15 protein-coding genes and 3 tRNA genes are annotated in these 26791 nt (G+C 60.6%); 15 read left to right on the top strand and 3 right to left on the bottom strand.

Going from position 1 to position 26791, the window contains the following annotated elements; genetic code table 11:
• Positions 1 to 625 precede the first annotated feature (625 nt).
• From CLV65_RS08280 to CLV65_RS08270, 3 genes are all read left to right on the top strand, one after another.
• Positions 626 to 1864 (top strand): hypothetical protein, encoded by a 1239-nt coding sequence (locus CLV65_RS08280; RefSeq protein WP_094691273.1) that lies wholly within the window; start codon positions 626 to 628, stop codon positions 1862 to 1864.
• On the top strand, positions 1854 to 3212 hold the full coding sequence (locus CLV65_RS08275) for a hypothetical protein (RefSeq protein WP_094691272.1): 1359 nt from the start codon (positions 1854 to 1856) through the stop codon (positions 3210 to 3212). The genes CLV65_RS08280 and CLV65_RS08275 overlap by 11 nt, the downstream gene beginning before the upstream one ends.
• Positions 3213 to 3862: 650 nt before the next feature.
• The gene (locus tag CLV65_RS08270; RefSeq protein ID WP_144441877.1) at positions 3863 to 5734 is read left to right on the top strand and encodes a hypothetical protein; all 1872 of its coding nucleotides are present in this window, start codon (positions 3863 to 3865) and stop codon (positions 5732 to 5734) included.
• Between the two features lie 81 nt (positions 5735 to 5815).
• Here the strand turns inward: CLV65_RS08270 and CLV65_RS08265 are convergent, their stop codons facing one another.
• Positions 5816 to 7504, bottom strand: a complete 1689-nt coding sequence (locus tag CLV65_RS08265) for a threonine/serine exporter family protein (protein ID WP_094691277.1) — start codon at positions 7502 to 7504, stop codon at positions 5816 to 5818.
• Between the two features lie 409 nt (positions 7505 to 7913).
• Between CLV65_RS08265 and CLV65_RS08260 the strand changes: the two genes are divergently transcribed.
• The 4 genes from CLV65_RS08260 to CLV65_RS08245 all read left to right on the top strand — a co-directional run bounded on the left by CLV65_RS08260 (position 7914) and on the right by CLV65_RS08245 (position 14203).
• Complete coding sequence (locus CLV65_RS08260) at positions 7914 to 10697, top strand: phosphoenolpyruvate carboxylase (protein ID WP_094691270.1); 2784 nt, start codon at positions 7914 to 7916, stop codon at positions 10695 to 10697.
• 241 nt (positions 10698 to 10938) lie between these two features.
• Complete coding sequence (locus CLV65_RS08255) at positions 10939 to 11550, top strand: carbonic anhydrase (RefSeq protein WP_244569149.1); 612 nt, start codon at positions 10939 to 10941, stop codon at positions 11548 to 11550.
• 53 nt (positions 11551 to 11603) lie between these two features.
• Complete coding sequence (locus tag CLV65_RS08250) at positions 11604 to 12983, top strand: hemolysin family protein (protein ID WP_094691269.1); 1380 nt, start codon at positions 11604 to 11606, stop codon at positions 12981 to 12983.
• Between the two features lie 239 nt (positions 12984 to 13222).
• Complete coding sequence (locus CLV65_RS08245; RefSeq protein WP_094691268.1) at positions 13223 to 14203, top strand: SPFH domain-containing protein; 981 nt, start codon at positions 13223 to 13225, stop codon at positions 14201 to 14203.
• 57 nt (positions 14204 to 14260) lie between these two features.
• Here the strand turns inward: CLV65_RS08245 and CLV65_RS08240 are convergent, their stop codons facing one another.
• Positions 14261 to 14842, bottom strand: a complete 582-nt coding sequence (locus CLV65_RS08240) for a M48 family metallopeptidase (protein ID WP_244569148.1) — start codon at positions 14840 to 14842, stop codon at positions 14261 to 14263.
• 598 nt (positions 14843 to 15440) lie between these two features.
• Between CLV65_RS08240 and CLV65_RS08235 the strand changes: the two genes are divergently transcribed.
• The 5 genes from CLV65_RS08235 to CLV65_RS08215 all read left to right on the top strand — a co-directional run bounded on the left by CLV65_RS08235 (position 15441) and on the right by CLV65_RS08215 (position 19284).
• Positions 15441 to 15514, top strand: a tRNA-Ile gene (locus tag CLV65_RS08235).
• A gap of 37 nt (positions 15515 to 15551) precedes the next feature.
• Positions 15552 to 15624: transfer RNA gene (locus tag CLV65_RS08230), tRNA-Ala, on the top strand.
• Positions 15625 to 15921: 297 nt separating this feature from the next.
• A tRNA-Leu gene (locus CLV65_RS08225) sits at positions 15922 to 16005 on the top strand.
• Positions 16006 to 16233: 228 nt separating this feature from the next.
• Positions 16234 to 17787, top strand: coding sequence for a hypothetical protein (locus CLV65_RS08220; protein ID WP_094691267.1), 1554 nt, complete (start codon positions 16234 to 16236; stop codon positions 17785 to 17787).
• A gap of 123 nt (positions 17788 to 17910) precedes the next feature.
• Positions 17911 to 19284 (top strand): amidase family protein, encoded by a 1374-nt coding sequence (locus CLV65_RS08215; RefSeq protein WP_094691266.1) that lies wholly within the window; start codon positions 17911 to 17913, stop codon positions 19282 to 19284.
• Here CLV65_RS08215 and tgt read toward each other — a convergent pair.
• Positions 19261 to 20613, bottom strand: a complete 1353-nt coding sequence (gene tgt / locus CLV65_RS08210; RefSeq protein WP_094691265.1) for a tRNA guanosine(34) transglycosylase Tgt — start codon at positions 20611 to 20613, stop codon at positions 19261 to 19263. The two genes, CLV65_RS08215 and tgt, sit on opposite strands and share 24 nt — an antisense overlap.
• 296 nt (positions 20614 to 20909) lie before the next feature.
• On the opposite strand from tgt, the gene CLV65_RS08205 reads away from it, so the two are divergent.
• The 3 genes from CLV65_RS08205 to CLV65_RS08195 all read left to right on the top strand — a co-directional run bounded on the left by CLV65_RS08205 (position 20910) and on the right by CLV65_RS08195 (position 26694).
• A complete protein-coding gene (locus CLV65_RS08205) occupies positions 20910 to 22748 on the top strand; it encodes a S1C family serine protease (RefSeq protein WP_094691264.1) in 1839 nt (612 codons plus the stop codon).
• 376 nt (positions 22749 to 23124) lie between these two features.
• On the top strand, positions 23125 to 25104 hold the full coding sequence (locus tag CLV65_RS08200; protein WP_094691263.1) for a heavy metal translocating P-type ATPase: 1980 nt from the start codon (positions 23125 to 23127) through the stop codon (positions 25102 to 25104).
• A 93-nt stretch (positions 25105 to 25197) separates the two neighbouring features.
• Positions 25198 to 26694, top strand: a complete 1497-nt coding sequence (locus CLV65_RS08195) for an FAD-dependent oxidoreductase (RefSeq protein ID WP_094691262.1) — start codon at positions 25198 to 25200, stop codon at positions 26692 to 26694.
• The last annotated feature ends 97 nt before the right edge of the window (positions 26695 to 26791 follow it).

Raw genomic sequence — 26791 nt, 5'->3', positions numbered from 1 at the left:
ACATGTCCCGGCTCGATGACAATCTGCAGGAAGCGAACTGATCATCGCGCCATGGACGGGCATGATCCAAAGTGCGCAACCTTTCGGGCACTACCATGAGGACGTGGCAATCGTGACAGTTTGATCAAGAATCGGGAGAGTGGATATGGGTGTCGAATCGGGAGGAGGTGTTCCGGAGAGCGGAACGCGCCCCCGCCCTATTCCGGGTCTTGGGGCTGCTGGGCCTTCGGATGGCCCGCGCCCGTATGTGTGCTTCTGGAAGAACCCGGATTGCGGCGTGGGACGGATGCGTTCCTCACGCGATTCGTCGGCCAACGGCAATGCCTCATGCGCTCGCAGTGGCTTTCTGGCCGGTGTCATGCGAGTCGCCCTCGTAGCATGTCTGATTCTCTGCATTGTCGGTTCCTTCCTCCTGGTTCGGCAGGGTGTGTCGGTGGTGGAAGATGCCGCCCGGCGTCTATGCCAGGCCTGTGTCGTGGCGTGCGTGATGGTCGGTGTGAGTGGTCTCGCCACTGGCTTCTCCCGGGATCGGGCGTTCATCGATTCGCAATTCATTCCGCATCTCACCCGCGCGTCGCTTAGGCGATGGCGGTGCCGCATTCCCTCACTCGTCGAACGGATATGCATGGTCGTTGTGCTTGTTCTCGCCTTGTGTGGTGTGGCGTGCGTGTGCGTGAAGAGGTTCTGGGGGATTGGCGCCGCCATGGATGGAGCCGACGTGCGCATCATCGTCTACGGAATCATCAGCGCCATCGCGATTCAATTGTGCGCTGCATCGTGGCGCAGGGCGCATTCCAAGTGGCGGAACCCCGATGGGGTTGCAGATCATGGCGGAAACCATGCGGTTTGTGCCGCGCATCGGCGCAAGCCGGCTAAGGCCGTCGAAGGTCTCGGCGTTAGGGAACTGACCGAGGAGGAGATGGTGCGCCGCATCAGGTCATGCGAAGGCTGTGCCTTGCCTCCCACTAGACCGAGAGGCGGGCGTGGCTCCGCTCGTATCTGGTCCGTTCCCACAACCGGCGGATTGCATGTTGGCGAAGGTGTGGTTGTCGATTCCGTATCCGTCATTGTCACGTTGCAGCGGCGTTCGCGTCTTCGTGTTCTTCGAAGGACTTCGGAGACGCGTCAGCTCGGATTCGTGCGTGTGCGGTTCAGGGATTCGGGCGGCACGGAGCGTAATGTGTGGTCCGGCCCCATCGGTTGCGGGTTCCTTGCGGGTGCGCGAGTGAATGTCTATTACTACCTTGCGGACACGGAGCATGGCGTGCGGGCCATTGTGCACGATGTCGCGGATCTCTCCTATCCAGCGTCGGTCGAATCGCATATGGTTGCGGTGCATTCCCTTGAACTGGCCGAAATCGTGGAAAGCGGGGATAGTGTCTCTTCTGCAGGCTTCGGGCGAGATCAATGGCGCGATGCATACCAGAAGGCTGTGGCGAACATCGGCTATCAGGACGACGGGCACCCCGTGGTTGTCGGTGCAAGCGAATGGTTCGAGGACCGATCGCTTGCCGGCGTAGGGCGCGAGTACCATGCTCCCACGCCATCGTTGTTACCGGGGTTGTGTGAGCCGGGATGGGAATTCCCCTCCGTCGTCATGCACCGGCACAAGGCTGTGGTGCGCGAGGTGCGCATCATACCCCTGTTCAATCGCTTCCGTTTCTGCGGTTACGGGTACATGGCATTGGTTGAGTTCGCCGGCGAAAGGTCCTGGGCATTCGGAGACCCCGAACGTGCATCTTCATACCTGGGGTGGAACATCGACGATGCTACCGCTCCGGTCGTGGAGGGAATGGTCGCCACCGTATGGTCTGCATCCGAGTATTCATTCGTCGATCCCGGGGAGGGCAATCGTGAAGCCTGAAGGAAAAGAAGACGATTCACGCCATGACGGAACGCCCCGAGGATTCTCCGAAGTGCCCATCGCCCAGATCTATCCTTATGAATCATCGGGACGCCCTCGTTTGGGCGGTACCCTGGATGCCGCCGCCGTCGAATCCGGATGGTGGTCGTGGCAGTCCTGCTTCAGGCGGATTCTCGGTGCCGTCATGTGCTGCATGCTGCCCGTGGCGGCGATTGCATGCGCTGATGCCTTGATACGAGAAAACGGAGGACGCGTGCAAGCGCTCGCGGCAATCGCTTCCAAGGCGGTGCTGTTTCTCCTTGCCGTAATAATCGTCGGGAGTGTCGCCGCAGCGGTGGCAATGGCTGGGCGTTCGTGCAGGGCGGGAGACGCCGATGCTCCAACGATGCGAGGGAGGTCTGCGGAGCGGGCTGATTTGCGCATGGGGGTTGCGACCCCGCTGGCGGTCGGCAAGCCGGGCGGATCGTGCCGTCGGTCTGCCGCTTGGCGGATTGCGGGAGCCGGGCCGTTGTGTTGTTCGCGTGCCACAATCGTGCGGGTGCTGCGCCTCCCTGCGCACGTTCGGTCCTTTTTCCTTGATGGCACGGATAACCCGGTGACGAATGCTTTCACGGCCAACTATTACGAAATCCGATTCGCTGATGCGCCGAACGGTGGCCGATGCGTCTGGTCGGATGCCATGTGGATGGATTTCGGCATCGGTGATTGCGTGACGGTCTACTGGTATGAGCGATCATGCTCCGACGGTTCGCAGCGGATTGTCATTCATGACATCGCGGATTCCCAATACGCCGCTGATCCCGCCGAACACGCCGTGCAGATGTACCATCCGCGGTGGTTCGTGAGCGAGTCTGCGCGAACGATGATTGAAGGAGAGTGGGGTCCCAGCCGTTCTCTGGAATGGCGCGCCGCATATTCCTCGATGACCGAACTGCGCTATGCCCGATTTGGCGAGAGTTGGGGCGGTGTTGTTCGGGCTGCCGGAAAAGGTCGGAAGGTCAAGTTTCCCTGCTTTGACTGTACTGTGGGGCATCCCAGCCATCGAATCGGCGCCATCGAGAATTCTCCGGAACGGCGTTTCGAACCTTTCGCGGGCGTTGTTGAGGATGTGGTGGTTGTTCCGTTGTTTAATCGTCGGTTTTGGTGTGGTTTTGGGTATATGGCGTTGGTGCGGTTTGAACGGCGCGGGAAGGAGGAGGCGGTCTGGGCGTTCTGCGATCCGGGGCGTGATGACTCGTATCTGGGGGCCGATGAGAATGCTTTGCGTCGTCCTGCTGTGCGCGTGGGTGATTCCGTGGCGCTGTGGCGCTCGGGCGATGGTCTGTGCGTGGTCGATCCGATGGCGTGAGGTTCGGCCTGATGCGGGGGTTATAGGCCAAATTGTGTGTCCGGTGGTGGGTCAGTCGGGGGCGCCGTGGTTTCGAATCGCCTGCATGCCTTGCGCCGCAACGGGTCCGCGCCAGTTTCGGACACACATTCTGGCCGGGCTCGAAAGTGGCGGCATGAGGATTCGAAACCGCGGCACGCCCGGCAGGACAACCCCTACACCCGATTTCCAGACACACATTTTGGCCAATAACCCGCGTTCCGCGGTTTTTCTTTTCTCTGTGCAAGCCAGCACTCACACATTGTTGATTCCGTCGGCATCCCCTGCACCGACAGCCCAGCATTTCCAGCGGTCCTCCCAACGCATAACCGCCCGCAGCGGCTTATGTGTGAGTTACCGCTCGCACATTGCTGGTCCCGCCGATGCCCGGCGCATCAACAGCCCAGTGATTTCAATGATTCTCCCCCAATGCGGCCGTCCATGGTTGCTTATGTGCCAGCCGCAGCTCGCACATAGCGGTCCCACCGATGCCTAGCGTGTGGCACCGCGATGGATTGCGCTTAGAGATGATTGGCGACGCGTGAGGGCGGGATTATCCTTGTAGCAGAGAGTGCCGGCGCATCGGCAATTGTTGCAGTTGCGAGGCGTGAAAACGTGAGAGAGAGACGACGATGCCAAGGAGTGAAAGTCCGGCGGACTGCCACCCAGTGAATGCAACCGCAAACCATGCCTACAGCCATGCCAGTGGTCGTGATGCCGACAGCCATGCCAGTGACCGCGATGCCGACAACCGCACCAGTGCCGGCATCACTGCAGATCGCATCGATGGCGGCGCCATCGCCGACAACCATGCCGATGATGGCCGCGCCGTATCCAAGGATTGCACGTACCCCTACGAATCCTTGGGATTCCCTCGCGTCGCCCGCGTGATGATCCACCGCCTGCGCGCTCGCATTCACCGCTGGCTTGTGGGGATTCTGCTCGTCGCATGCCTTGTACTGATGATCACGTTCGATTTTGAATACATTTTCGGTTCACTGGAGGTGCCGATTCCCACATCGGTGATTCTTGCGCTCGCGGCAGCGTGGGCGCTCTGCGCCGCATCGTTGTATTTCGGCGTCGTGCGTCCGCTCAATCGCCTGCACCGGCTGTCCGGCACTGCGCGCGGCCGTGGTGGCACGCCGGCGCTCATCGAGGTCATGGCCTCGAGGCAATACCGCAATGTGGCTGAGGCCACGTCCGCCAGCAGTCTGCCGACAGTGCCGCAGCGGGATTGCGGCGACGCAAGCATGGCGGTGCCGAGCATGGCGCAGATGGAACAGCGCCTCACCAACCGCACCGGCGCCGCGTTTCCCGTCATCATGTCCGACGACTCCCTGAGCGATCCGCGGTTCGCTGCGGCATGGCGTGTGCATGAGACCACGTCACCGCTCATGGCGGCGTCCGGCGTGGTCGTCGACTCGCTTGTCTTCGAAGTGCATAGCCGGCTCAAGGAATCCTCGGATTCCCAGACATCCGCAACGCTGCAGGTGCATAAGGCACGGTTCTACCGCGTGGAATTCGCCGATGACGGTGGTTTCACGCGCCGTGTGTGGTCGGATTCCCTGTGGCAGCGCTTCGACAAGGGCGAAAGTGTCACCGTGTATTGGTATCGCATCACCAGTGGTGCACACTCCGGCATACGCATCCATGATCTTGCGGATGCGGCACTGCCGGTGAATGTTGCTGATCATGCGGTCCAATTGTTCAACTTCGCTTGGTCGGATACCGCTGAATGGCTTGCCGACGGCCGCCCGGCCAAGCGGCGTAGCCTTGCCAGCGCATTCCGCGACGAGATGACGAAGGATGTGCAGTTCGGTCCTACGATCGCACCGGTGGGTGGTTCCTATGGTGCGGCGCTTGCGGGCAGTCCGTGGGGTAGAGAGTACCGTTTCCTTCCGGTTGCCGGTTACTGCTATGAGAGGATGCCTGGTGTTGAGCAGGGGAGCGGCGCTGGAGGATCCGATGATTTCTACCGCGATACCACAGGTGATGGTGTGGTCGATGTCGCGACTGATGCTGTGACCGATGCCACCAAGGTGAAGCTTGCCGGCAAGCCGACGCAGGGTGCGGCGGCTGGTGCGGTCGGCAAGAAAACCGGCAGCAAATCAACGAAGGAATCCTCGGGGATTCGCATCCTTCGTTCAGCGGTGTGGGATGTGCGCCCCGGCTCGGACGCGTCGCAGATTTGGGATGTGGAGTCGCCGTACGAGACGAAGCTCATCTGCTTGGACGGCGTGGTGCGGGACGCTGCGGAAGTGCCAGTGTTCAGCAGGCGGCGTTACTGCGGGCAAGGCTACATGGCGCTTGTGGAATTCAGCTACCGCGGATTTACCCAGCAGGCGTGGGCGTTTGGCGACCCGGCATGCTCTGCCTCCTATATGGGGCAGGATTCACCGGTGATCCTTCCGGTCAAGCCTGGCGACAATGTGACGTTATGGCTTGCTAGCGGCGAAGGTCCGAACCTGGTGACGCCGAAGGATTGCGATTCTCGGTCGCAGTGATCTCAATCGCAATAATTTCGGCGTAGCAATTCCCAGGCAGCGAATCCCGGGCAGCAATCCCTGAGAACTCTCTGAACTCTTTTAGATGTCGTAGCGCCAGCCGCGATCGGTGAGCACGCGCGCCACCGCAAGCCCGATGGGCAGCATCAACATGACGAGCAGCGCCTCGAACGCCCATTGCACAGTGCCCTGCGTGTCAAGCTCGCCCAAATAAAACACCGCGCGATACATATACAGACCCGGCACCATGATCACAATGGATGGCACCGTCAGGCAGATGCGGGGGAAGCCTAGCTCCGGCGCCAGCAAACCGTGGCGCACGGATGACCTCCATGCAGTGGCGAGTAGACCGGCGGTGAGAGCGCCGATGAACGCCGCGGCTTCCATCGGCATGGAAAGATTGACCAGTTCCAGTCGCAGCGTGTCTGCGATGGCGCCGATGATTCCGGCGACGCAGCACATTTTTTGAGGGGAATTGAACAGCACGGAGAATCCCCACACGCCGCCAAATGCTGTGATGAGCCACAGCGCGGTGCGCAGCCACAGACTCATCTCAGGCGTGTCGAAGCCCTGCGGGTCCAGGCTGATGCATCGCGCCACTGCCCAGGCGGCGAGCGTGGCGACAATGACGATGGCCATGAAATACGTCAGGCGTTGGATTCCGGACTGGATGTCCATTTTGAAAATGTCAAGGCCGCCCGTGATCAGCGGGAATCCGGGGATGACGAACAGAATGGCGCCGATGTAGGCGGTATCGTGATGAAGCGCCGTGGGGTCAAAGAATGCCAGCAGTCGCAGGAATCCTATTGCCACAAGAGCGGCTAGCGCCACGGACACCATGACGACGAAGAATTGGTTGATGTGCCGGCGCATGAGGTTGGAACGCAGGAACTGGCCGCATCCGGCGCCGATGAATGCCGCCAGCATGTCGTATAGCCCACCGCCCAGCAAAAACACGAAGGATGCGCACGCCACTGCAGCGGCAAGCGCTGCAAACGCAGGGGAATACAGCGGTTTTTTGAATTCGATGGCATCGAGACGCTCGTGCACTTGGCGCACGGTCACGCCGTGGAAGGCTCCGGTATGCCGGTGTTCTTCGCGAGTGTCATGCCCATAGGAGCCAAGGTCCACGCTGTCCACCGCTGGTGTGGTGCTCGCATTGCCTGCCGCATTCGCCGCCGTCTGTGCGGTTGGTGTCGCTGGTGTCGCTGGTGTCGCTGGCGCGTCTTCCGGCGCATGCGTTGGAAGCAGTTTCGTGGTTACGCGGTCTGCATGATGCGGTGGCACGCCGTTGTCGTCAAGGGAATTGTGCGCCCTTTCGCAGGCTTCCTTGCTAATGGGGGATTGCGTCATGTGCGTCGGCAACGAGATGCGGTGCTTCTTGCCTTGCGGCAGGCCGTCCACCATGGAGGCGGAGAAATCCCCGGCATTGTGATATTTGCTCTTTTGCCCCAGATTCACGGCAAGCCAGTCGGCGAAATGCTCCATGTACCAGATGCGCTCGGTGTTTACGCCGGTTGTGGGCAGGTCCACCACCTCGGCCATGCGGTTTTCGCCATCGGAGCATTCGGCTTCGATGTCGGTGAGTTTCACATCCGCCCGCACGTAGCAGCCCATCGACATCGCCATGCGCCCCATAAGCTCACGCACGCGGAAGCTGCCGGTGCCTCCCGAGAGGTCAAGGGCTCCGGCGCGCACGATCACGCTTGTCTTGGCGGCGAGACTCGCGTCAATCAGAGGCGTGTCGAGGTCTTCGCGAATGTCCTTCATATCCAGCGGAATCGAATGGTGGTGTTGGTTGCCCACCGCGGCAGCGGCTGCGCGCACCTTTTTTTCGTGCTCCGCCCGTGTGTCCTTGCGGTTTGTGCTGATATGGAAAACCAATGCAATCTCCTCGTGTCGGCTTCCCTACATATTGCCCCGACCGCTGTGACAAAGAGAGGGATGATGCTGCCGAGATGTTTCATAATGAGCAATCACGCGTTTCACAATGTGAAAACCTCGTTTTCATCATCTGAACCTTGTAAAACCTTCGAAACATCGCAGCCTATAATCGGGAACGTCCATTACCCACGCATCCATAGCGGCTTTGGGCTCGGAACGATCGCTTCACACAACCCCGGAGGAGCCGGGGAGAGCCGGTAGACGAGCAACCGCCTGAGATGCGCAAGGAGGTTGAATGCTAGACAAAACAAAAGAGTCCCGAGGGCAGGAAGCGCCGGTAACGCCGGCTGATTCCACCCTCATCTCATCCGGCACCGGCACGAAGGGCCCCGAGGAGCGCACGCTTCCGGAAAGCCTTCAGTCCGACATGGACCTGTGTCTGAAGATTCTTCGCGATGTCATTGGCGAATACGACGAGGATTTGCTCAAGCAATTCGATGAATTGCTCGACGATGTCGTTGTGGCAAGCCAAGACCATTGGGTGAGTTCAGACAAGATTTCCTCCGATTCTCCTGCGGCTAAGAGCCTTGAGGCGGCAGTGAAGCTCATCGATGCTTCCGATTTGCGCCACAAGGAACTGCTCGCTCGCGCTTTCACCACGTACTTCCACCTCGTCAACCTGAGCGAGGAGAACTACCGCGTGAGCTCTTTGAAGAAGCGCGAGTCCGAGGTCCCCAAGAGGGCAGAGACCGATCCTGTCAACGAACTGACGACTGCTTTCAAGCAGCTGACTCGTGAAGTCGGTTACGACAAGGCTCTCGAACTGCTCAACAAGCTTGAGTTCCACCCCGTGTTCACGGCCCATCCGACTGAGGCGCGCCGCAAGGCCGTTGAAGGCAAGATCCGTCGCATCTCGGAGCTGCTCGCCGTGCGCCGTCACTTGGGCGGCGGCGACCTCAACGAGGTTGATCGCAAGCTGTACAACGAAATCGATGCGCTGTTCCGCACGTCCCCGATCGCGCTGAAGAAGCCGACCCCGGTGGAGGAAGCGGACACGATCATCGATATCTTCGACAACACGTTGTTCGACACCATTCCCGCGGTGTATCGCCGCTTCGACGACTGGCTGCTCGGCGACAAGGCCGGCAAGGCCAAGCCGATCTGCCCTGCGTTCGTGCATCCGGGAAGCTGGATTGGTTCCGACCGCGACGGCAACCCGAACGTCACCGCCAAGGTCAGCCGCACCGTTGCGCGCAAGTTCTACAACCACATGCTCGAAACCCTTGAGGAAGCCACCCGCACCGTGGGCCGCAACCTCACGATGGAGAACGAAACGACCCCGGCAAGCCCGGAGCTGCTCAACCTGTGGAATCACCAGAAAGAAATGAGCGAGACCCTGACCAACAAGGCCGAGTTCATCTCCAGCAAGGAACCGCATCGCGCTGTCATGATCGTGATCGCCGACCGTCTGGCCGCCACTCGCGAACGCAACGCCGACCTCATGTACAAGACCGCCGAGGACTTCCTCGCCGATCTGCGTGTCGTGCAGGATTCCCTTGCCAAGGCTGGCGCTCTGCGCTCCGCTTACGGCCCGTTGCAGAACCTCATCTGGCAGGTGGAGACCTTCGGCTTCCACATGGTGCAGATGGAATTCCGTCAGCACTCCGTCGTGCATAGGCGCGCTCTGGAAGACATTCGCGAGCATGGCCTGCACGGCGAACGTGGCGAACTGCAGCCGATGACGCGCGAGGTGCTCGACACGTTCCGTGCCTTGGGCGCCATCCAGAAGCGCAACGGCAAGAAGGCCGCCGGTCGTTACATCATCTCGTTCACGAAGTCCGCGCAGAACGTGCGCGACGTGTATGAGCTGAACCGTCTGGCATTCGCCCACCCCGAGGATGCCCCGACGCTCGACGTCATCCCGCTGTTCGAACAGCTCGAGGACCTTGAGAATTCGGTGGACGTGCTCGAAGAGATCATCAAGATCCCGGAGGTGCAGCAGCGTCTCAAGGAAACCAACGGCAAGATGGAAGTCATGCTCGGCTACTCGGATTCGTCCAAGGACGCCGGCCCGACGACCTCCATCCTCGCCCTCCACGAGACCGAAGGCCGCATCGCAGCCTGGGCCAAGAAGCACAACATCGACCTGACGCTGTTCCACGGTCGTGGTGGCGCCGTCGGTCGTGGCGGCGGCCCCGCCAACCGTGCAGTGCTGGCACAGCCGGTCGGCTCCGTCAACTGCCGCTTCAAGCTCACCGAGCAGGGCGAGGTCATCTTTGCCCGTTACGGCAACCCGGTGCTTGGCATGCGCCACATCGAGTCCGTGGCAGCGGCAACGCTGCTCCAGTCCGCTCCGAGCATCGACAAGATCAACACGGAGATGACCGAGAAGTACAAGCCGATGGCGGATGTGCTCAACCAAGCTTCGCACGAGCGCTTCCTCGACCTGCTGCACACGCCGGACTTCGCCGCGTGGTTCTCCACCGTCACCCCGCTGACCGAGGTCGGCCTGCTGCCGATTGGCTCCCGCCCCGCCAAGCGTGGTCTGGGCGCCAAGTCCCTCGACGATCTGCGCACCATTCCGTGGGTGTTCTCGTGGTCCGAAGCCCGCATCAACCTCGCCGCATGGTACGGCCTGGGCACCGCATGCGAGAAGTTCGGTGACCTCCAGACCCTGCGTAAGGCGTATGAGGAGTGGCCGCTGTTCTCGACGTTCATCGACAACATCGAGATGTCGCTGTCGAAGACCGACGAACGTATCGCTCGCATGTACCTGGCTTTGGGTGACCGCGACGATCTGCGCGACAAGGTCCTCGAAGAGATGGAACTCACCCGCAAGTGGGTGCTTGACATCGTAGGCGACGACTACCCGCTGCAGCACCGTCACGTGCTCGGCCAGGCAATCCGCGTGCGTTCGCCGTATGTGGATGCCCTGTCGATCACCCAGGTGCGTTCGCTGCGTCAGCTGCGTGAGCTCAACGACAAGAAGGAGCTGAGTGAATCGCAGACGGCAGAGTTCATCTACGTGATTCTGTGCACGGTCTCCGGTGTTGCTGCAGGCCTGCAGAACACTGGCTGATTCGGTTTTGTTTGCCAAGGCCGCCGTCGGTGTGCTTGGTGCTGTGTGGTTTTGCACACAGCACTGGGCTGCCGGCGGCGGCCTTTTGTTTGCGGCGGTGGTTTGCGTTGGCGAGGGGTGTGTGGGGACTCGCTGGCGGCTTGCGCTGGCGGGTTGCGCTGGCGGGGGGGGGCTCGCTGGAATGCTGCGTCAGAGGGGAATCTGGCGCATTGCCGCTGCGGCATGACGTACGATGGTGCCCATGAATACCACGTCTCCCATCACATCCATCGACCAATTCGGGGCCAACTCCATCTGGAGCCAGATGCTCGCTGGCAATCGTCGCTTCGCCACTGGCAAGCCCGAGCATGCCGGTCAGGATGTTGCCACCCGCGAAAGCCTGCGTGCGGGGCAGCGTCCGCTGGCGGCGGTGCTGTCGTGCTCTGATTCGCGCGTACCACCGGAGATTGTGTTCGACATGGGTCTGGGCGACCTTTTCTGCGTGCGCACCGCGGGGGCGGTGCTGGGCACCACCGTCGTCGAATCGCTGGAATATGCGGTCGAGACCTTGGGGGTGAAGGTCATCGTCGTCATGAGCCACGAGAATTGCGGTGCCGTCAAGGCCGCGATGGAAGGTGGGCATGACGCCGACCTGCCGCACATCATGGGCGAGCTGGATTCTGCGATTGACCTTGCGCGTGAGGCTGAGCTTGACGACCCCGCTGACGTGGAGCGCATCCTGGTGGCGCAGACAATCGAACGGCTTGTGGATTCCTCCGAAGTGATCCGCCGCCATGTGGCTGACGACACCGTGTATATCGCCGGTGCGCGCTATTCGATGGAGACAGGGCGCGTGGAGGTTTTGAGCTTCTAGCGCAACACCTTTGACGCCAGCACGTCGTTGAACGGGTGCGTTACATTAGAAGCATGTCCGTTTGGCTCAATGTGCTGCTTATTTTCGTGTTCATGCTGCTTGGCGGTGTGTTCTCGTGCTCGGAGATGGCGCTGGTGTCGCTGCGAGGTTCGCAGATTGAGCAAATGGAACTGGAGGATGCCCGCGGGGCGCGTGTGGCGCGAGTGGCGCGCGACCCCAACAGGTTCCTGTCGGCTGTGCAGCTGGGTGTGACGCTTGCCGGCTTCCTCTCCGCATCGTTCGGTGCATCGGCAATCTCTCCTTATGTTTCCCCGCTGTTTGTTGCAGCGGGTATGTCGGAGAGTCTTGCCGGCACGGTGTCGATGATCGTGCTCACGCTTATCATCTCGTATTTCTCCATCGTTATTTCCGAACTGACCCCTAAGCGCATCGCTTTGCAAAAATCCGAGGCGATTGCCCGGGCGGTCGTGCCGGCAATCGATACTTTCGCCACAATCTGCACGCCCATCATCTGGCTCATCGGGCATAACACGAACCTTCTGGTGCGTTTCGTGGGACTCGACCCCAACGAGACGCAGAGCGAAGTGAGCGATGACGAGCTGCGGGTGCTCGTGAGCACAAACACGAACCTGTCGAAGGACGAGCGTGTGATTTTGGAGGATGTGTTCGGCGCGGCGGAAACAAGCGTGTCGGAAGTCATGCGGCCGCGCGCCGATGTGACGTTCCTCAATGGTGACGATCCCATCGACAAGGCGGCGGCGTTCGTGCGCGATCAGCCGTATTCACGCTATCCGGTGATCGGTAAGGATTTCGATGATGTGCTGGGGTTTGTGCACGTGCGCGATTTGTTGGATGTGCGCGATCCTCATGCGCGTACCGTCGCGGATGTGACACGGCAGGGCATTAAGCTGCCGGGCACGTCAAAGCTGCTGCCGAGCCTGTCCATGCTGCGCAAAAGCGGTATTCATCTTGCAGTGGTCATTGACGAATACGGCGGCACCGATGGCATCGTGACTCTGGAAGACATGACCGAAGAGCTCGTGGGCGACATTCGTGACGAATATGATTTGCCGGAGCCTGCAACAAGCGCCGTGCGACCCACGTTCCATAACGGTTCCATTGACGTGGACGGCGGCATAACGCTTGATGATTTCCATGAACTGACCGGCATTGAACTCGATGATGGCCCCTATGAGACATTGGCTGGGTATGTGATGGCTCATACCGGAGAGATGGGGCATGTGGGCATGACCGTGCAGACGGAATTCGGCTACGACATGACGGTTACCGCCGTGGATGGGCGGCGCATTCAGACGATTCGCGTGCGCAAGTTGCCTGCGGAAGGCGAAGGTGCCGCTGCGGAATCCGACAATGCCGCGGCGGATGCTCCCGCGGCGGATGCTCCCACATTGGATACTCCTGAAAAAGAGTGATGCAGGCCGCGGCTTGGGCGTGTCACTTCGCGCTGCAATTGCTTCTATGCGATAATGATGGCAATCGGCATTATTCACGGAAGAATCCGAGTGCTGAGGGCGCCGGCAAGAGAGGGCGGCGCGTGAGCGATGCCATGAGGGATCTTGATTCGAATCGGGGTTCTTCGTTGGCGTTCGACAATCTCATTGGCAGAGGGGCGTTGTGAAAGGCGCTCGAAGAAAAGAGACAAGGAGCAAAGGTGGCTTTAATCATCGTGGCGGTCATCGTGCTGATCATCATCGGCACCGGCCTTTACATCGTGCCACAGCAGCAGGCATACGTCATTGAACGACTGGGCAAGTATCAAAGCGTGTCGTTCGCGGGTCTTCATCTGAAGATTCCGCTCGTCGACCGCATTGCACAAAAGACGAACCTGCGTGTGCTCCAGCTTGACGTGCGGCTTGAGACAAAGACGCTTGACAATGTGTTCGTCACCGTTATTGCATCCACGCAGTTCCGCGTCGACCCGACTCAGGTCGCTACGGCATACTACGAACTGCAAGACCCCAGCGCCCAGTTGCGCAGCTACATGGAGGACGCGCTGCGTTCCGCCATTCCTATGCTCACGCTTGACGATGCCTTCGCCCGCAAGGATGACGTGGCGTCTGACGTGCAGCGCACTGTCGGTGCTGAAATGAGCCGTTTCGGCTTCTCCGTCGTCAAGACGCTGATCACGTCCATCGACCCGTCCGATCAGGTCAAGCATGCAATGGATTCCATTAACGCTGCACAGCGTGAGAAGGAAGCCACTCGTGAGCGTGCCGAAGCAAACCGTATTGAAATCGAAACCCAGGCAGCCGCAGAAGCCGAGAAGACTCGCCTTCAGGGTGAAGGCCAGGCCAACTACCGTCGTGAGATCGCCAGCGGTATCGTCGACCAGATCAAGAGCCTGCAGGCTGTGGGTATGGGCATCGATGATGTGAACAACGTTGTGCTGTTCAACCAGTACCTTGATGTGCTGCGCTCGCTGTCTGAATCGCGCAACGCAAAGACCGTGGTGCTGCCTGCTGCAACGCCTGGCGGTTACACGGACCTGTTCCAGCAACTGACGAATGCAATGGCTGTCAACGATCTCAATGTTCGCAATGACACCACAGCATCAGATAATGAGGCACTGCGCAATCCGCATAACACAATCAACTCCCCGGCAAAGCTTACGGTTCCTGACCTGCCGCGCTGAGAGGCGAGTGGTGATGCGTGATGGCGTGGCTTGGTGACGCCGCGGTGGCGGCGCCACTCAGAAACGCCACAGCGTGTTGAGGTCGTGACGGCGCTGCTTCCAATCGGGCATGAGGGAATCCATGCGCCGTTGGAAGCCTGCGCCATGGCCAGGCTCCCACAGGTGCACCAACTCGTGCACGAGCACATATTCCATCAGCGGCTCTGGCACGAGGGCAAGCTCCAGATTGAGGCGAATGCGGCCTGTGGCCGGGGTGCATGAGCCCCAGCGGCTTGTCATAGCGCGGTATGTGATGGATGTGGGCGCGCGTCCAATGATGCGCGTCCATTTGTGGGCAAGCTGTGGAATGCGTGCGCGAAGGTACTGTTTTGCGGCCTGTTGCCGTTCCGGCGGCCATGACAGCATGAAAAGCTCGTGTGCGCTGAGGGTGGAGCTGCCGGGTTGTGTCGGTTGTTGATGCCTTCTGGCATCTCCCATGCTGTGCTGGGTGCGGTTTATCCATGCACGATGCGCCCGTATAAAGTCCTCGATTGTCGCGCGCTGCATGCGAAGCGGCGCGGATACGGTGATTGCGCCATCAACCGGCCGGATGCGCAGATACATGTTTTTGATGCGCTTGCGCGTGAGCAGTACCGTCATTCCGTCCACCACAATGGTCGTGGTGGATGTCGCCTTGGCTGTTGCTGCGGAAGTTGTGATTGGTGTGGAAGTTGCGACCGCAGAAGGCGTTTCGCGGGTGGTTGCAACTGGTGAAGGTGCCTGTCGGTGTAGGGCAGTTGTGACCGCTGAGGATGCTTCCATGGTGGGGGCGGTCGGAGAAGGTGCATGGGGTGTGCGCATGGATTCATTCAAGCACTGACGCTCGTCGTGTCGCAGCCGCGGTCTGTGCTGTTGTCTCTGGTGTCATTTTGTTGTGTTGCGTTGTTGCCTCTGAGGTGTTGTCCCTATGTTGTTATCGCCGGTTTCCGTTGACTTTGGGGCTCGTTGTTTCTGGTGTCCGTTGCATTGGGTGAAGCAGGGGCTGATCGCCTGGCGCAGGATTTCGCCGACATTCATTGTTTTGTGCTTTCCGCTGTCCGGGCGGCGTTAGACGATTTGAAATTGCCGTCGAACAGATCGCAGAAACCCCGTTATGCCTAGCCTTACGTGGAAGAAAGTGCGACACACCGATATTCGACACGCCGTTTGACGTATTGATTATTGGGTGTAAGATATCCACTTGTGTGACAAACACAGCGGGCCCGTAGCTCAGGTGGTTAGAGCGCATCCCTGATAAGGATGAGGTCGGAGGTTCAAGTCCTCCCGGGCCCACTTTGCATATTTGGTTCGTTTGTTCTGAATATTGCACGGGGCTATAGCGCAGCTGGTAGCGCATCTGCTTTGCAAGCAGAGGGTCGCCGGTTCGAACCCGGCTAGCTCCACTTTTTCTTTTCTCCCACAATTATGCATGCCGCAATGTGGTATTGCGATTTTTCATCTCATTCTTTTTGCCCTGAAGTATTTCCTGTCGGGTTTGTTCCTGTGATGCTGCCAGCATTTTCACTCTCGTGATGCTGTGAGTGTTTTTCACTGCGCCTTCTTATGGCGCCTCGGCGGATATCCCCGTTTCGGTTTCGTGTGGTGTGTGGGGTCGCCGAAGACGGAGGATGCGGCGGATTCGGGACAACACGCGCGGAGTTGCAAAATCCTTATGGTGGTGTTATCGTATTAAATTGTTTGCGCGCGTGGCGGAATGGTAGACGCGCTGGCTTCAGGTGCCAGTGGCCGCTAAGGCCGTGGGGGTTCAACTCCCCCCGCGCGCACGATTAAAGCCCTCGGAATCCGGTGATTCCGAGGGCTTCTGCGTTTCCTGTGCCTGTGCTTCTTGATGTCTGTGCCTCTCCGCGAGGATGCGCGCGGTCCGGTGGGTGACGAGTCAAATGGTGCAGGCAAGGCGGCGCAAGGGGCCGTCGCAGGACAGCACGCATCGCACCGAACGCCGATGGCGACCGTAAGATGGTGGTGAGCGGCACTACGCGAAAGGGAATGACATGAGCGGATGGCGATCCCACCTGGATGCACCATATGGCGAAGGCGACACAGAGCCAATGTCAATCGGATCGGATTCGTTCACGCCGGGCGATGATGTCGCGTCGCCGTTCGAAGCGTGGCCGTCCAATTCACCCAGCGCATCTGATGCATCTGCGTATCATGAGCATTACGCGTCCGATGTCCCGTCCGCATCCGGCTCCAGGCGCGGTGGCGCGGCTGATTCGGGAGCGAATTATGCGCCTGAGCATGGTGTCAGTCCGTTTCCTCCCGCAAGGTCCTCGTCGCGTGCAGCTGTGTGGGGCAGTGCCATTGTGGTACTCATCGTGGCCTTCGTTGCGTCTGCCTTCATCATCCCGCGCGTCAAGGTGCCGCGCGAGCTGATTGCCTCATATGTCTGGGCTGTCTCGAACGGCGATTTTGAACGCGCCACGGAACTCGCTAACCCGGGCGTGCCGCAGTCCTCCCGGGCGCTTCTTGCGTCGGGTGTGCTGGACGCCGATCATCGCATCACGAGCTATAACATCAACTTCGATAGCGAGTCCTTTACGCCCTTCGGTTACTCGGTTCGCGTGTCCTACGTCCTAGGCAGTGAAGAAGGCAAGCAATACGAAGACTCCACCACTCTTTCGCTGCATCTGAAGCCCAATGGATCATGGGCCTTCGACAAGAGTCTGCTGAATGTCATGCAGTTGCCGCGTTCCGAGACGTTCACGATAAACGGTGTGTCAGTGTCTGACGCGGGCTTCGATCCGAAGTCGATATGCTCCACGTCGGACACCTCTTGCAAGCTGATGCGTCCCATGTCGGATGACGATTTCTGCGTCCCCGCATATCCGGGCATCTATTCCGTCAACACGCCCCTGCCGGCGGACGACCCGGAATCGTTCACCATCGTGCAGCAGGACGCCACTGCTCCTTTCGTTCCTTTCAGCAAACAGACGTCGAACGGCAATGGCGGGGGAAGCGACGACAATGCTGACGATCCTGACGGTCCTGACGATGCGGACGGCTCCGCAGGCGCCGGTACCGACGATGCCGCCAATTCGGCGGGGAGTTCAGGCGAGGATTCCGAGGAATATGGCTACGCGGAAATGCGTTCCGCCGATGGCACGTGGATTGCCGTCGTCGAGGCCGACAGGCCGTACACCTTCTTCATCGACATCGATTGGACCGACGAAGCCAAGGTATCGATTCTGAGGCAACTGGACGCTCACACGCGCAGTTGCGTCAACAAGGTGAATGCTCGCGACCTGTCCGACGATACGTGCACTTTCCTCTCGGAATACCTCGATTTGCAGAATGGTTCCACGTGGAACGTCTCCTACACCCCGGGCGAACTCAAAGGCGACTTGCTATCCCCCTACCGGTGTAAGCCGCAGGACGACGGAACGGTCGTGTGCGCGATATCTGACAACGTGTCCAGCGAACTCGTGCTGAATGTCACGTACAGCGGCGGCGACACGTATGACTCACCCCGGAGTTTCTGGCATTCCTGGGATGACACCATCGTGATCACAGACGGTTCCGTCACGCCTGTTTTTGCGACCAGCTGACGTATTGGGCAGAGCCTGACGCCTGCCGTGTGCGTGAATGTGTGCGGTCCGGCCCTGGTTAACCGCGGCTTGCTACCATGGCTTTGGATATCGCAGTCGTGTGATGGTTGCGGGAGGCGGGACGTGGATGTGAACAGCTCGGCGGACGGTGCTGCGGCAAGTGCCGCGGCGGTCAGCGTTTCAAGACCGCCGGTTTTCTCGGCGTCGCGGGCATTCGACACAGCGATCTGGCGGGTCGTGGGGAATCCGCTCGTGCCCTCGCCTGCCATGCCCGCTGAATCTGATAGCTCTGGTGGTTCCGCATCCGTCGGCGCTTCGCTTCAGGGCCTTGGCGTTGCCGTCAAGGATTTGTTTGCCGTGAAGGGATTCGCCATCGGCGCGGGGAACCCGCGTTTCCTTGCCGAATCCGCGGCGCAACACGCCACCGCCCCTGCCGTCATGCGCTTGATGGAGGCGGGAGCGTCCATTGTCGGCATTGCGCAAACCGATGAATTCGCCTATTCCCTCGCCGGCACAAATGCGCATTACGGCACTCCGCCCAATCCGTGCGCCCCCGGGCGCATCAGCGGCGGTTCGTCCTCCGGTCCTGCCGCCGCAGTGGCCACCGGACAAGCGGATGTCGGCCTGGGCACGGACACCGCCGGATCCTTGCGCATCCCCGGTTCGTATGAGGGGCTGTGGGCGATTCGCACCACATGGAATCGCGTTCCGCGCGACCTTGTGCACCCGCTGTCGCAGTCATTCGACACCGTGGGCCTGCTGGCGCGCGATCCGAAGGTCTTTATTCGGGCGGTCGATGCCCTGATGCCTGACGATGACAGCATCGCCATCCCTGATGCGCCGCAAGCCGTGGATTTCGCCGTGGCTCCCGGCCTCGATGCGGCGGTGGAGCCCGATGTCGCGGAAGCGGTGGACGGGTTCCGCCGCCGGCTGGTTGCTGTTGTCGGAAGGCGTGGCGAGGCGCTGTCGGCGCCGTCTTCCGCGGGATCGTCCTCGGTGACGCGCATGGAGGTGACGCCGGAGGATTTGGATTGGTGGGAATCTATTTTCCAATCGGTGCGCGGGTATGAAGCGTGGCGCAACAATGGCGCGTGGGTGGGTCGCAACTGGGATGCCCTCGCCCCCGACATCGCAGCGCGGTTTCGGCGGGACTCGCGACTCGCGCAGCCGGACTACGAGGAGGGCTTGCGCCGCCTGCGTGCTGCCCGCGCCGAACTCCGGGAGCGCTTGGGGAACCGTGTGCTGGTCATCCCCACCGCTTCGTCCGTGGCGCCGCCGGCCAGCGCATCGCAAGACGCCGCCAGGCGCATCGCCTCCGCGCGTGCGGCCACGATCCGCCTTACGTCCCTCGCCGGAGTCGGCGGCCTGCCTGCCGTGAACATCCCGCTGCGCACCCATGAGGGTCTGCCGTGCGGCGTGTGCCTCGTGGGCCCGGCAGATTCCGACAGATCATTGGCGCGCCTGGCGGTGCGTTTATTGCGAATCTGCTGCGCCTGAATTCGCGTGCGTTCCCGGCGCCACACGGTCCGAGCCGCCGTAGAAGCGTGCGAGCGTTTCGTCCCGGAATTCAGGGAAGTATCCGCCGTCGATCGCGTCGCGGATATCTCCCAGCAGCTTCACGAAGAAGCGTTCGTTGTGAATCGTCGCCAACGTGCTTGCGGTCATCTCGCGCGTATGCACCAGGTGGTTCAGATAGGCGCGCGTGTAGTGCGTGCAGGTGTAGCAGTCGCAGGTGGGGTCGAGCGGCCGGAAGTCGTGCTTCAGCGCCGCACGCTTGATGTTCCAGCGCCCCGTGCGCGTGTAGATCGCGCCATTGCGCGCCTCGCGGGCCGGCGCCACGCAGTCGAAGGTGTCGCCGCCGTTCTCCACCGCGGCGAAGATGTCGTCGATTGCCGCGATTCCCAGCACATGACGCGGCTTGTTCTCCGGCAGCTCGTCGCAGATCCAGCGGCACGTGTCGCCCAGGATCCGCTTTTCGATGGCGCCGCCGATGCCGAAGCCGTCGAAGTCCAGCGATGCGATTTCACGTGCGGCCAGATGGCGCAGGTCCTCGTAGTTCGCGCCCTGCACCACGCCGAACAGCGCCTGGTACGGCTTGCCGAGGCGCGTCTGCGTGAGGCGCTCATGCTCGGCCACGCAGCGCTTGGCCCAGCGGAACGTGCGCTCCACGGACTTCTCCTGGTATTGGCGCGTGTTCATGAGGGTGGTCAGCTCGTCGAACGCAAACATGATGTCAGCGCCGATTTTGTGTTGGATGCCCATGGAGATTTCCGCAGAGAAACGCTTCTTGGCGCCATTGAGCGGGGACTTGAATGTCACGCCATCTTCATCAACGAACGCCAGGCGTTCCTTGCCTTTGGCGATCACGTCGTCGGATTTCATGCCCTGCACGTCCATCGCCAGCGTCTTTTTGAATCCTGCGCCGAGTGAAAGCACTTGGAAACCGCCGGAATCCGTGTATGTGGGGCCGCCCCAGTTCATGAAACGCCCCAAGCCGCCCGCCTCGTCGAGCACATCCTCGCCGGGGCGTTCGAACAGGTGGAAGGCGTTCGCCAGCAGGCACTGGGCTCCCAGGTCGCGCATTTGCTCAGGCAGCACGCCTTTCATTGTCGCTTGCGTGGCGACTGGCACGAACGCCGGCGTGGCGATGTCGCCGTGAGGCGTGTGGATGACGCCGGTGCGGCCATGGCGCCCCGGTATGCGGGTGCCGATCGTGAAACCGAATGCCGCGCGGTCGCCGGGCTTGTCGGGGTGCGCGCCGAGCGGCGTCGCCGGCCAGGTCGCGGCCGTTGCGGCGATGGCTGCGCCTGCGATTGCGTCGGTCATGTGTGGTGGCTGTGCTGTCAAACCCTCGGAAGTCATGCCATCAGATTACGCGGCGGGGCTGATTCCCGTGGATTCCCGCCGTCATAGGCGATGGCATCCCACGCCTATCAATGTCAGCTCGCCAATCGGATTCCCGCAGGTGCGAGCGGGGTAGATGACGCCATGAGGAATTTGCACACAAGTTGGATGTTTTCTTTCATGCGGCATTTAGAAGGCTTTCAGGATTGTGCTCTTTACTTTCTATCAGCACACGAATGCGGCGGGGCAACCCGCGGATGCACGAAGGAGCATGAAGCATGAGCGATAACGATTCCCAGAGGGATCCGCAGCAGGATTCCTGGAACCAGGTTTCGTGGAGTTCGACCCCCGACACCTCTAGCAATTCCAATGATTCCACCACGGGCAGTGATGCGTCCGCCGACCAGCAGGCGCAGGCAGGACAGGACGCGTCGCAGCAGCCGACGAAGCCGCTGTATGTGGCTTCGGACGCTCAGCCCACCGAACCGATTAATGCCACCCAGCCGACCCAGCCCATCCAGACGATTCCCGATCCCGCTCCGGACTATGGTGCGGCTTCCCAGCGTCCTGCTGAATCCACCGGTTATCGTCTGGCGCCGGGTTATGGTGCATACGACTACGGGTATTCCGATCCGAATGCCGGCATGTCGGGCGCCAATGGGCAGAACACCGGTTACACCACGCCGGGATATCAGAATCCTCAGGCCCCTCAGGCAAACGACGCAGCCAATGCCGGGTACGCGGCGAATGTGAACGCTGGCCCTGGATTTGGCGCGGACGGCGGCAATGCTGGCAACGCTGGCAACGGACCGCAGCAGCCGTTCCCGCAGCAGCCGCCGGCAGCACAAATGAAGAAAAACGGCGCATCTCCAGTCCTGACAGCCGTGATTGCAGCCATCGTGGCTGTTGCGCTGTCTCTGGCGATCGGCTTTGCGGCAGTCGAACACGGCTGGATTAAAGTCGGCTCGACCTCAACGTCCACGACCGCTCTGAAGAGCTCCACCGGCACCGATACCGGCTCCTCCACGCAGGTCGCCGACGGTTCCGATTGGGTCACCGTCGCCAAGAACGTGAGCAATTCTGTCGTATCCATCCTCGTGACGACCAATGAGGGCAGCGCTCGCGGTTCAGGAGCGATCCTCGACACCGATGGGCATGTCGTGACGAACAATCACGTCGTTTCCGGTGCCTCCAAGATCTATGTGACGCTTTCCGATGGTTCGATGTATGAATCCACTGTCGTGGGCACGGATGCGACGACCGATCTTGCGGTGCTCAAGATGAACACGGTGCCAGACGGTCTCTCGCCCATCACCTTCGCTGATTCCGACAGCCTTGCAGTCGGCGAAGGCGTCATGGCCATCGGTAATCCGCTGGGACTGTCGAACACGACGACCACGGGCATCATCTCCGCGCTGAACCGCCCGGTCTCCACCTATGATGACTCCTCGTCATCCTCTTCATCATCGGTTGTTGTGACGAACGCCATCCAGATTGACGCCGCCATCAACCCGGGTAATTCCGGCGGCCCTACGTTCAACAGCGCAGGTCAGGTCATCGGCATCAACTCGTCGATCGCCACCACAAGTTCGTCGAGCAGCTCTGATTCCTCGTCGTCCGGTTCCATCGGCATCGGCTTCGCAATCCCGTCGAACCTGGTGAAGAGCGTATGCGACCAAATCATCAACACCGGTTCCGTCGCACACGTGCAGCTCGGCGTGCAGGTCTCTACGCAGTACGTCGAATACAACAACGGATACCGCGCCGGCGCACAGATCGAAAGCGTCACCTCTGGTTCCGCGGCAGAAAAGGCCGGACTGCAGAAGGGTGACTTGATCGTGGCTTACAACGGTAACCTCGTCAACAGCTCCTCGTCGGTGCTCGGCTACGTGCGCGCCACCAACAAGGGCGATACCGTCACTCTCACCGTCATCAGAAACGGCGCCATGCAAGACATCCAAGTCACCATGGACCAAACGGAGAGCACGTCGTCCTCCTCGTCGTCCAGCAACAGCAACGGCAACAATAACGGCAGTAACGGCAATAGCAACGGCAACGGCGATAGCGGCGGCCTGTACGATCCGTTCGGCCTGTTCGGCAACGGCGACAATAACTGACGGTGATTGATTCGCTGGCGCAAACGCGTCAACGGGCAACCATTATGCCTACGGCATAGTCAGGTCGTGGCTTCCGACGCGCAGGCGGAACTTAAACCGCACTACACTGCCGGAGACTCCGAATCCCAACGCCTTCCATTCCATTCGCGACACGCGAGGGATGGAAGGCGTTTTTGTGCTCTTCCAACGGAATCCAAGAGATCGCAAGACCTCCGATACCGCAAATTGCACATGCACAGGGGTCATGTGGGAAGATGGAGAAAAGGTAAAGAAGACGAGGCGGGAGGGAAACCGCGACACCTTGTCGTCCTTGACAATCCAGCGAACAACGTCGCACGCCCCGGGCATGCGAAACAACGTGAGAGGCAAGGTAAACATGAGAACGGTTTGGAATATCTGCAAGATGGTGCCGATGCTGCCCATCGTCATACTGTGCGTCATCCCCATCGCATTGTGTCAGACTTCCGCACCACGTGTGAGCCATGGCATTGTCATCGCCGTGGTCACCATCTGCCTGGTGGAGACGGTCGTCGGCATGATCCGCGACATTCGCGAAGGCCATGTCGGTCTCGACATCCTGGCGGTGATAGCGCTTATTTCCACGCTCGCAGTGCGTGAATACTGGGCGGCATGGGTCGTGGTGCTCATGGTGTATTCCGGCTCCGCAATCGAGAATTACGCGGAAAGCGCTGCAAAATCCAACCTCAGTAAGCTCATGGAGGCGGCGCCGACCGTCGCGCATATCGCAGCTGACGAGGCCGGGCACGACTGGGAAGACAAGACCGTGGACGATGTACAGATCGGCGACACGCTTGTTGTGCGTCCCGGTGAGACCGTGCCTGTCGACGGCATGCTGCTCGATGGCGAGGCGACGCTCGACCTTTCACAGGTCAACGGTGAACCTGTGCCGCGCACCATCTACTCCGGTCAGAAAGTGCTGTCCGGTTCCATCAACGGCGATGCGATGTTCCGTCTGCGTGCCACCGAGGTCGCGCGCGATTCGCAATACCAGCGCATCCTTGAAATGGTCATGAGCGCCCAGAGTTCGCGTCCCGCCGTTGTGAAAACGGCCGACCTGCTCGCCGTGCCGTTCACGGTGATTTCGCTGGCCATCGCCGGCGTCGCATGGTTCATCGCGCAGACGCCTGTGCGTTTCGCCCAGGTGCTGGTGCTCGCCACGCCATGCCCGCTGCTCATCGCCGCTCCTGTCGCCTACTTGGCAGGCACCGGACGCCTTGCCCGCAACGGCATACTCATCAAGTCGCAGGAGATTCTGGAGACCCTCGGCCGCGTATCCCATGTGTTCTTTGACAAGACGGGCACGCTTACCAGCAAGCAGCCGCAGGTCATCCGCCTCGACCGGCCCGATTCCACGCGCATCCTCGACAAGCTCGACATGTCAGATTCAGCAATCATCGCGCTCGCAGGGCTTATCGAGAACTACTCGGTGCATATTCTCGCGCCCGGCATCGTGGCGGCAGGCGAGAAGGAATACAAGAAGCATCCCGACATTCGCCGTGAGGTGAGCGAGGTGCGTGAGGAATCCGGCCAAGGCATTGAAGGCGTCGTGTCCGGGCACACGGTGCGCGTCGGGCGTTTTGGCTATGTGATGGAGGTCGTGGATGACGACGTGGTGATTGGCAAGGTGCGTCCTGCCGATCCCAGCGAACTGTTCGACGAGCTTTCGGACGATTGCATGGGCACGTTCATTGCCATCGACGGTCAGATTGCCGCGCGCATCGTGCTGCGCGACCTGCCCCGGCCTAATTCCGCCGCCGCGCTGGACGAACTGCGGCGACTGGGCGTCAAGCGTCTGACGATGCTCACGGGCGACAAGCCCACCGCCGCCAAGAAAATCGCGGCACAGGTCGGCATCGATGACGTGCGCTATGAACTGTTGCCAGGCGAAAAGGCCGACGCTGTGAAGGAAGCGCGCAAAGAGATCCCCAATAAGACCCCATGGTGGGACCGCCTGCTCATGAAGTATGTGGGCGAATCCATGACGCGCACCGTCACGATGATGGTGGGCGACGGCGTCAACGACGCCCCAGTGTTGGCGTCGGCGGACATTGGCATGGCCATGACAGATGGCACGAGCACCGCCGCCTCGGAATCCGCGCAGGTCGTTATCATGAACGACAACATCGAGATGGTGCCCCGCGCCATTCTCGTAGCGCGTCAGACGAAGCGCGTCATGCTGCAAGCGGTGTTCGTGGGCTTGGGCTTGGCAATCGTGGGCATGGTATGCGCGGCGTTCAACCTCATTCCCGCAGTCATCGGCGCAATCCTTCAGGAAGGCATCGATGTCGTCTCCATCACGTGGGCGCTTACCGCGCTCATCGACCGCAAGAAGTAACGGAAATAACAGAAGAAGCAACGAAAGAAAGACGCAAATCGTGCGGGGCGGCGGGGTTCCGCTGCGCCGCCCCTACGATTACTATCAATTCCTATGACTGACAACTCTGAGAATCTTTCCGCCACCAATGCCGCATCGCGTCCCCTGCGCGTTGCAGTCGTGGGCGCAGGCCCCGCCGGCGTCTACACATCCGACATTCTTCTGCGCCAGCTGAAGCAGCGCGGCCCCGAGCTTGGTTTGGGCGACGACGCAACGATTGACCTGTACGAGAAGCTGCCGGTGCCCTTCGGCTTGGTGCGTTACGGCGTGGCGCCTGACCATCCATCCATCAAGTTCATTCAAGGGGCGCTTGCCAAGACTCTCAATAATCCCAAGATTCGGCTGTTTTGCGATGTCGAATTCGGCAAGGATGTGACGCTTGACGAGATGCGCGACCGTTACGACGCCATCGTGTTTGCCACCGGCGCCGTGGATGACAAGCCGCTGCGCATTCCTGGGCATGATGCGAATCGCGTGTATGGCGCGGCGCATTTTGTTGAGTGGTACGACGGTTACCCCACGGGTCCGCGCACATGGCCTCTCACCGATGAGGCCGTGGCGGTGATCGGCGGCGGCAACGTCGCAATGGACGTCGCCCGCGAGCTCGTACGCAACGCCGATGATCTGCTGGGTACCGATATCCCCAACAATGTGTATGACGGCATCAAGTCCAACGCCTGCCGTGAACTCCACCTGTTCGTGCGCCGTGACGTGGCTCATGCCAAGTTCTCGGTGCAGGAATTGCGCGAACTTGAGAAACTGCCGGGTGTGCAGCTCATCGTGAACGAAGACGACTTCGACCTGTCGGACGAGACACTGGAGGTCGCCGCTGATGACAAGCTCACTCGCCAGATGGTTGAGGAGCTTTACGCAATCCGCGACATGGCGGAAGACATGGAATACGACGGCGGCACTGACTTCCAGGGGCAGCCGGCCAACAAGCGCTATTACCTGCACTTCAATTCCAACCCGGTGGAAGTGCTGACGGATGCCAACGGTGGCGTGGCGGGTGTGCGCGTGGAACGCACGGAAACGACGCCCGATGGCAAGATGAGGGGCACTGGCGAAACCTACGACGTGCCGGTGCAGGCCGTCTACCATGCCATTGGCTACAAGCCTGCCGCAGTGAACGGCGTGGCCTATGACGATAAAGGCACACGCCTGCTCAATGTGGAAGGCCGCATCCAGACCGAGCCGACTGCCGACGCCGAGTCCGAGACCGTGCCTTACGTTTATGCGACCGGCTGGGCCAAGCGCGGTCCTGTGGGCCTCATTGGCTCCACGAAGTCCGATGCACTCGAGACCGTCAACAACATCCTCGATGATTGGGCGGCGAGCGGCATGGCGGGCCGTGTGGCCGACAAGGCGGGGGATGAGGCCGAGGTCCTCGACTACCTGCATGGCAAGGGGCTGCAGCCCATCGGTCGTGAAGGCTGGGACCGCGTCGTTGCGTTCGAGCATGCGCAGGGCGAGAAGGTGGGGCGTGAGCACATCAAGCTCGTCGAGCCCGATCAGATTCGGCGTGTCGCCCGTGGCGAAGAAACCGCCTGAGAACCATACAGCCCACTGAAACGGTGACGGCGATTCGGCCCTCGTATGCATAGGAACCCCGCGTTCCCGCATGCGGGGGCCGAAACCATTTTTGCGG

Source organism: Pseudoscardovia suis (genome assembly GCF_002797875.1).
In the GTDB taxonomy this organism is placed as follows: domain Bacteria; phylum Actinomycetota; class Actinomycetes; order Actinomycetales; family Bifidobacteriaceae; genus Pseudoscardovia; species Pseudoscardovia suis.
This window is presented reverse-complemented; position numbering and strand designations above follow the sequence as displayed.

What these genes read in the sequence shown, in the direction of transcription:
- CLV65_RS08280 (WP_094691273.1), top strand. Translation starts at nt 626, where the DNA reads ATGGTCGTTGTGCTTGTTCTCGCCTTGTGTGGTGTGGCGTGCGTGTGC.
- CLV65_RS08270 (WP_144441877.1), top strand. Translation starts at nt 3,863, where the DNA reads ATGCCAAGGAGTGAAAGTCCGGCGGACTGCCACCCAGTGAATGCAACC.
- CLV65_RS08265 (WP_094691277.1), bottom strand. Translation starts at nt 7,504, where the DNA reads ATGAAGGACATTCGCGAAGACCTCGACACGCCTCTGATTGACGCGAGT.
- CLV65_RS08260 (WP_094691270.1), top strand. Translation starts at nt 7,914, where the DNA reads ATGCTAGACAAAACAAAAGAGTCCCGAGGGCAGGAAGCGCCGGTAACG.
- CLV65_RS08255 (WP_244569149.1), top strand. Translation starts at nt 10,939, where the DNA reads ATGAATACCACGTCTCCCATCACATCCATCGACCAATTCGGGGCCAAC.
- CLV65_RS08250 (WP_094691269.1), top strand. Translation starts at nt 11,604, where the DNA reads ATGTCCGTTTGGCTCAATGTGCTGCTTATTTTCGTGTTCATGCTGCTT.
- CLV65_RS08240 (WP_244569148.1), bottom strand. Translation starts at nt 14,842, where the DNA reads ATGACGGTACTGCTCACGCGCAAGCGCATCAAAAACATGTATCTGCGC.
- CLV65_RS08220 (WP_094691267.1), top strand. Translation starts at nt 16,234, where the DNA reads ATGAGCGGATGGCGATCCCACCTGGATGCACCATATGGCGAAGGCGAC.
- tgt (WP_094691265.1), bottom strand. Translation starts at nt 20,613, where the DNA reads ATGACCGACGCAATCGCAGGCGCAGCCATCGCCGCAACGGCCGCGACC.
- CLV65_RS08205 (WP_094691264.1), top strand. Translation starts at nt 20,910, where the DNA reads ATGAGCGATAACGATTCCCAGAGGGATCCGCAGCAGGATTCCTGGAAC.
- CLV65_RS08200 (WP_094691263.1), top strand. Translation starts at nt 23,125, where the DNA reads ATGAGAACGGTTTGGAATATCTGCAAGATGGTGCCGATGCTGCCCATC.
- CLV65_RS08195 (WP_094691262.1), top strand. Translation starts at nt 25,198, where the DNA reads ATGACTGACAACTCTGAGAATCTTTCCGCCACCAATGCCGCATCGCGT.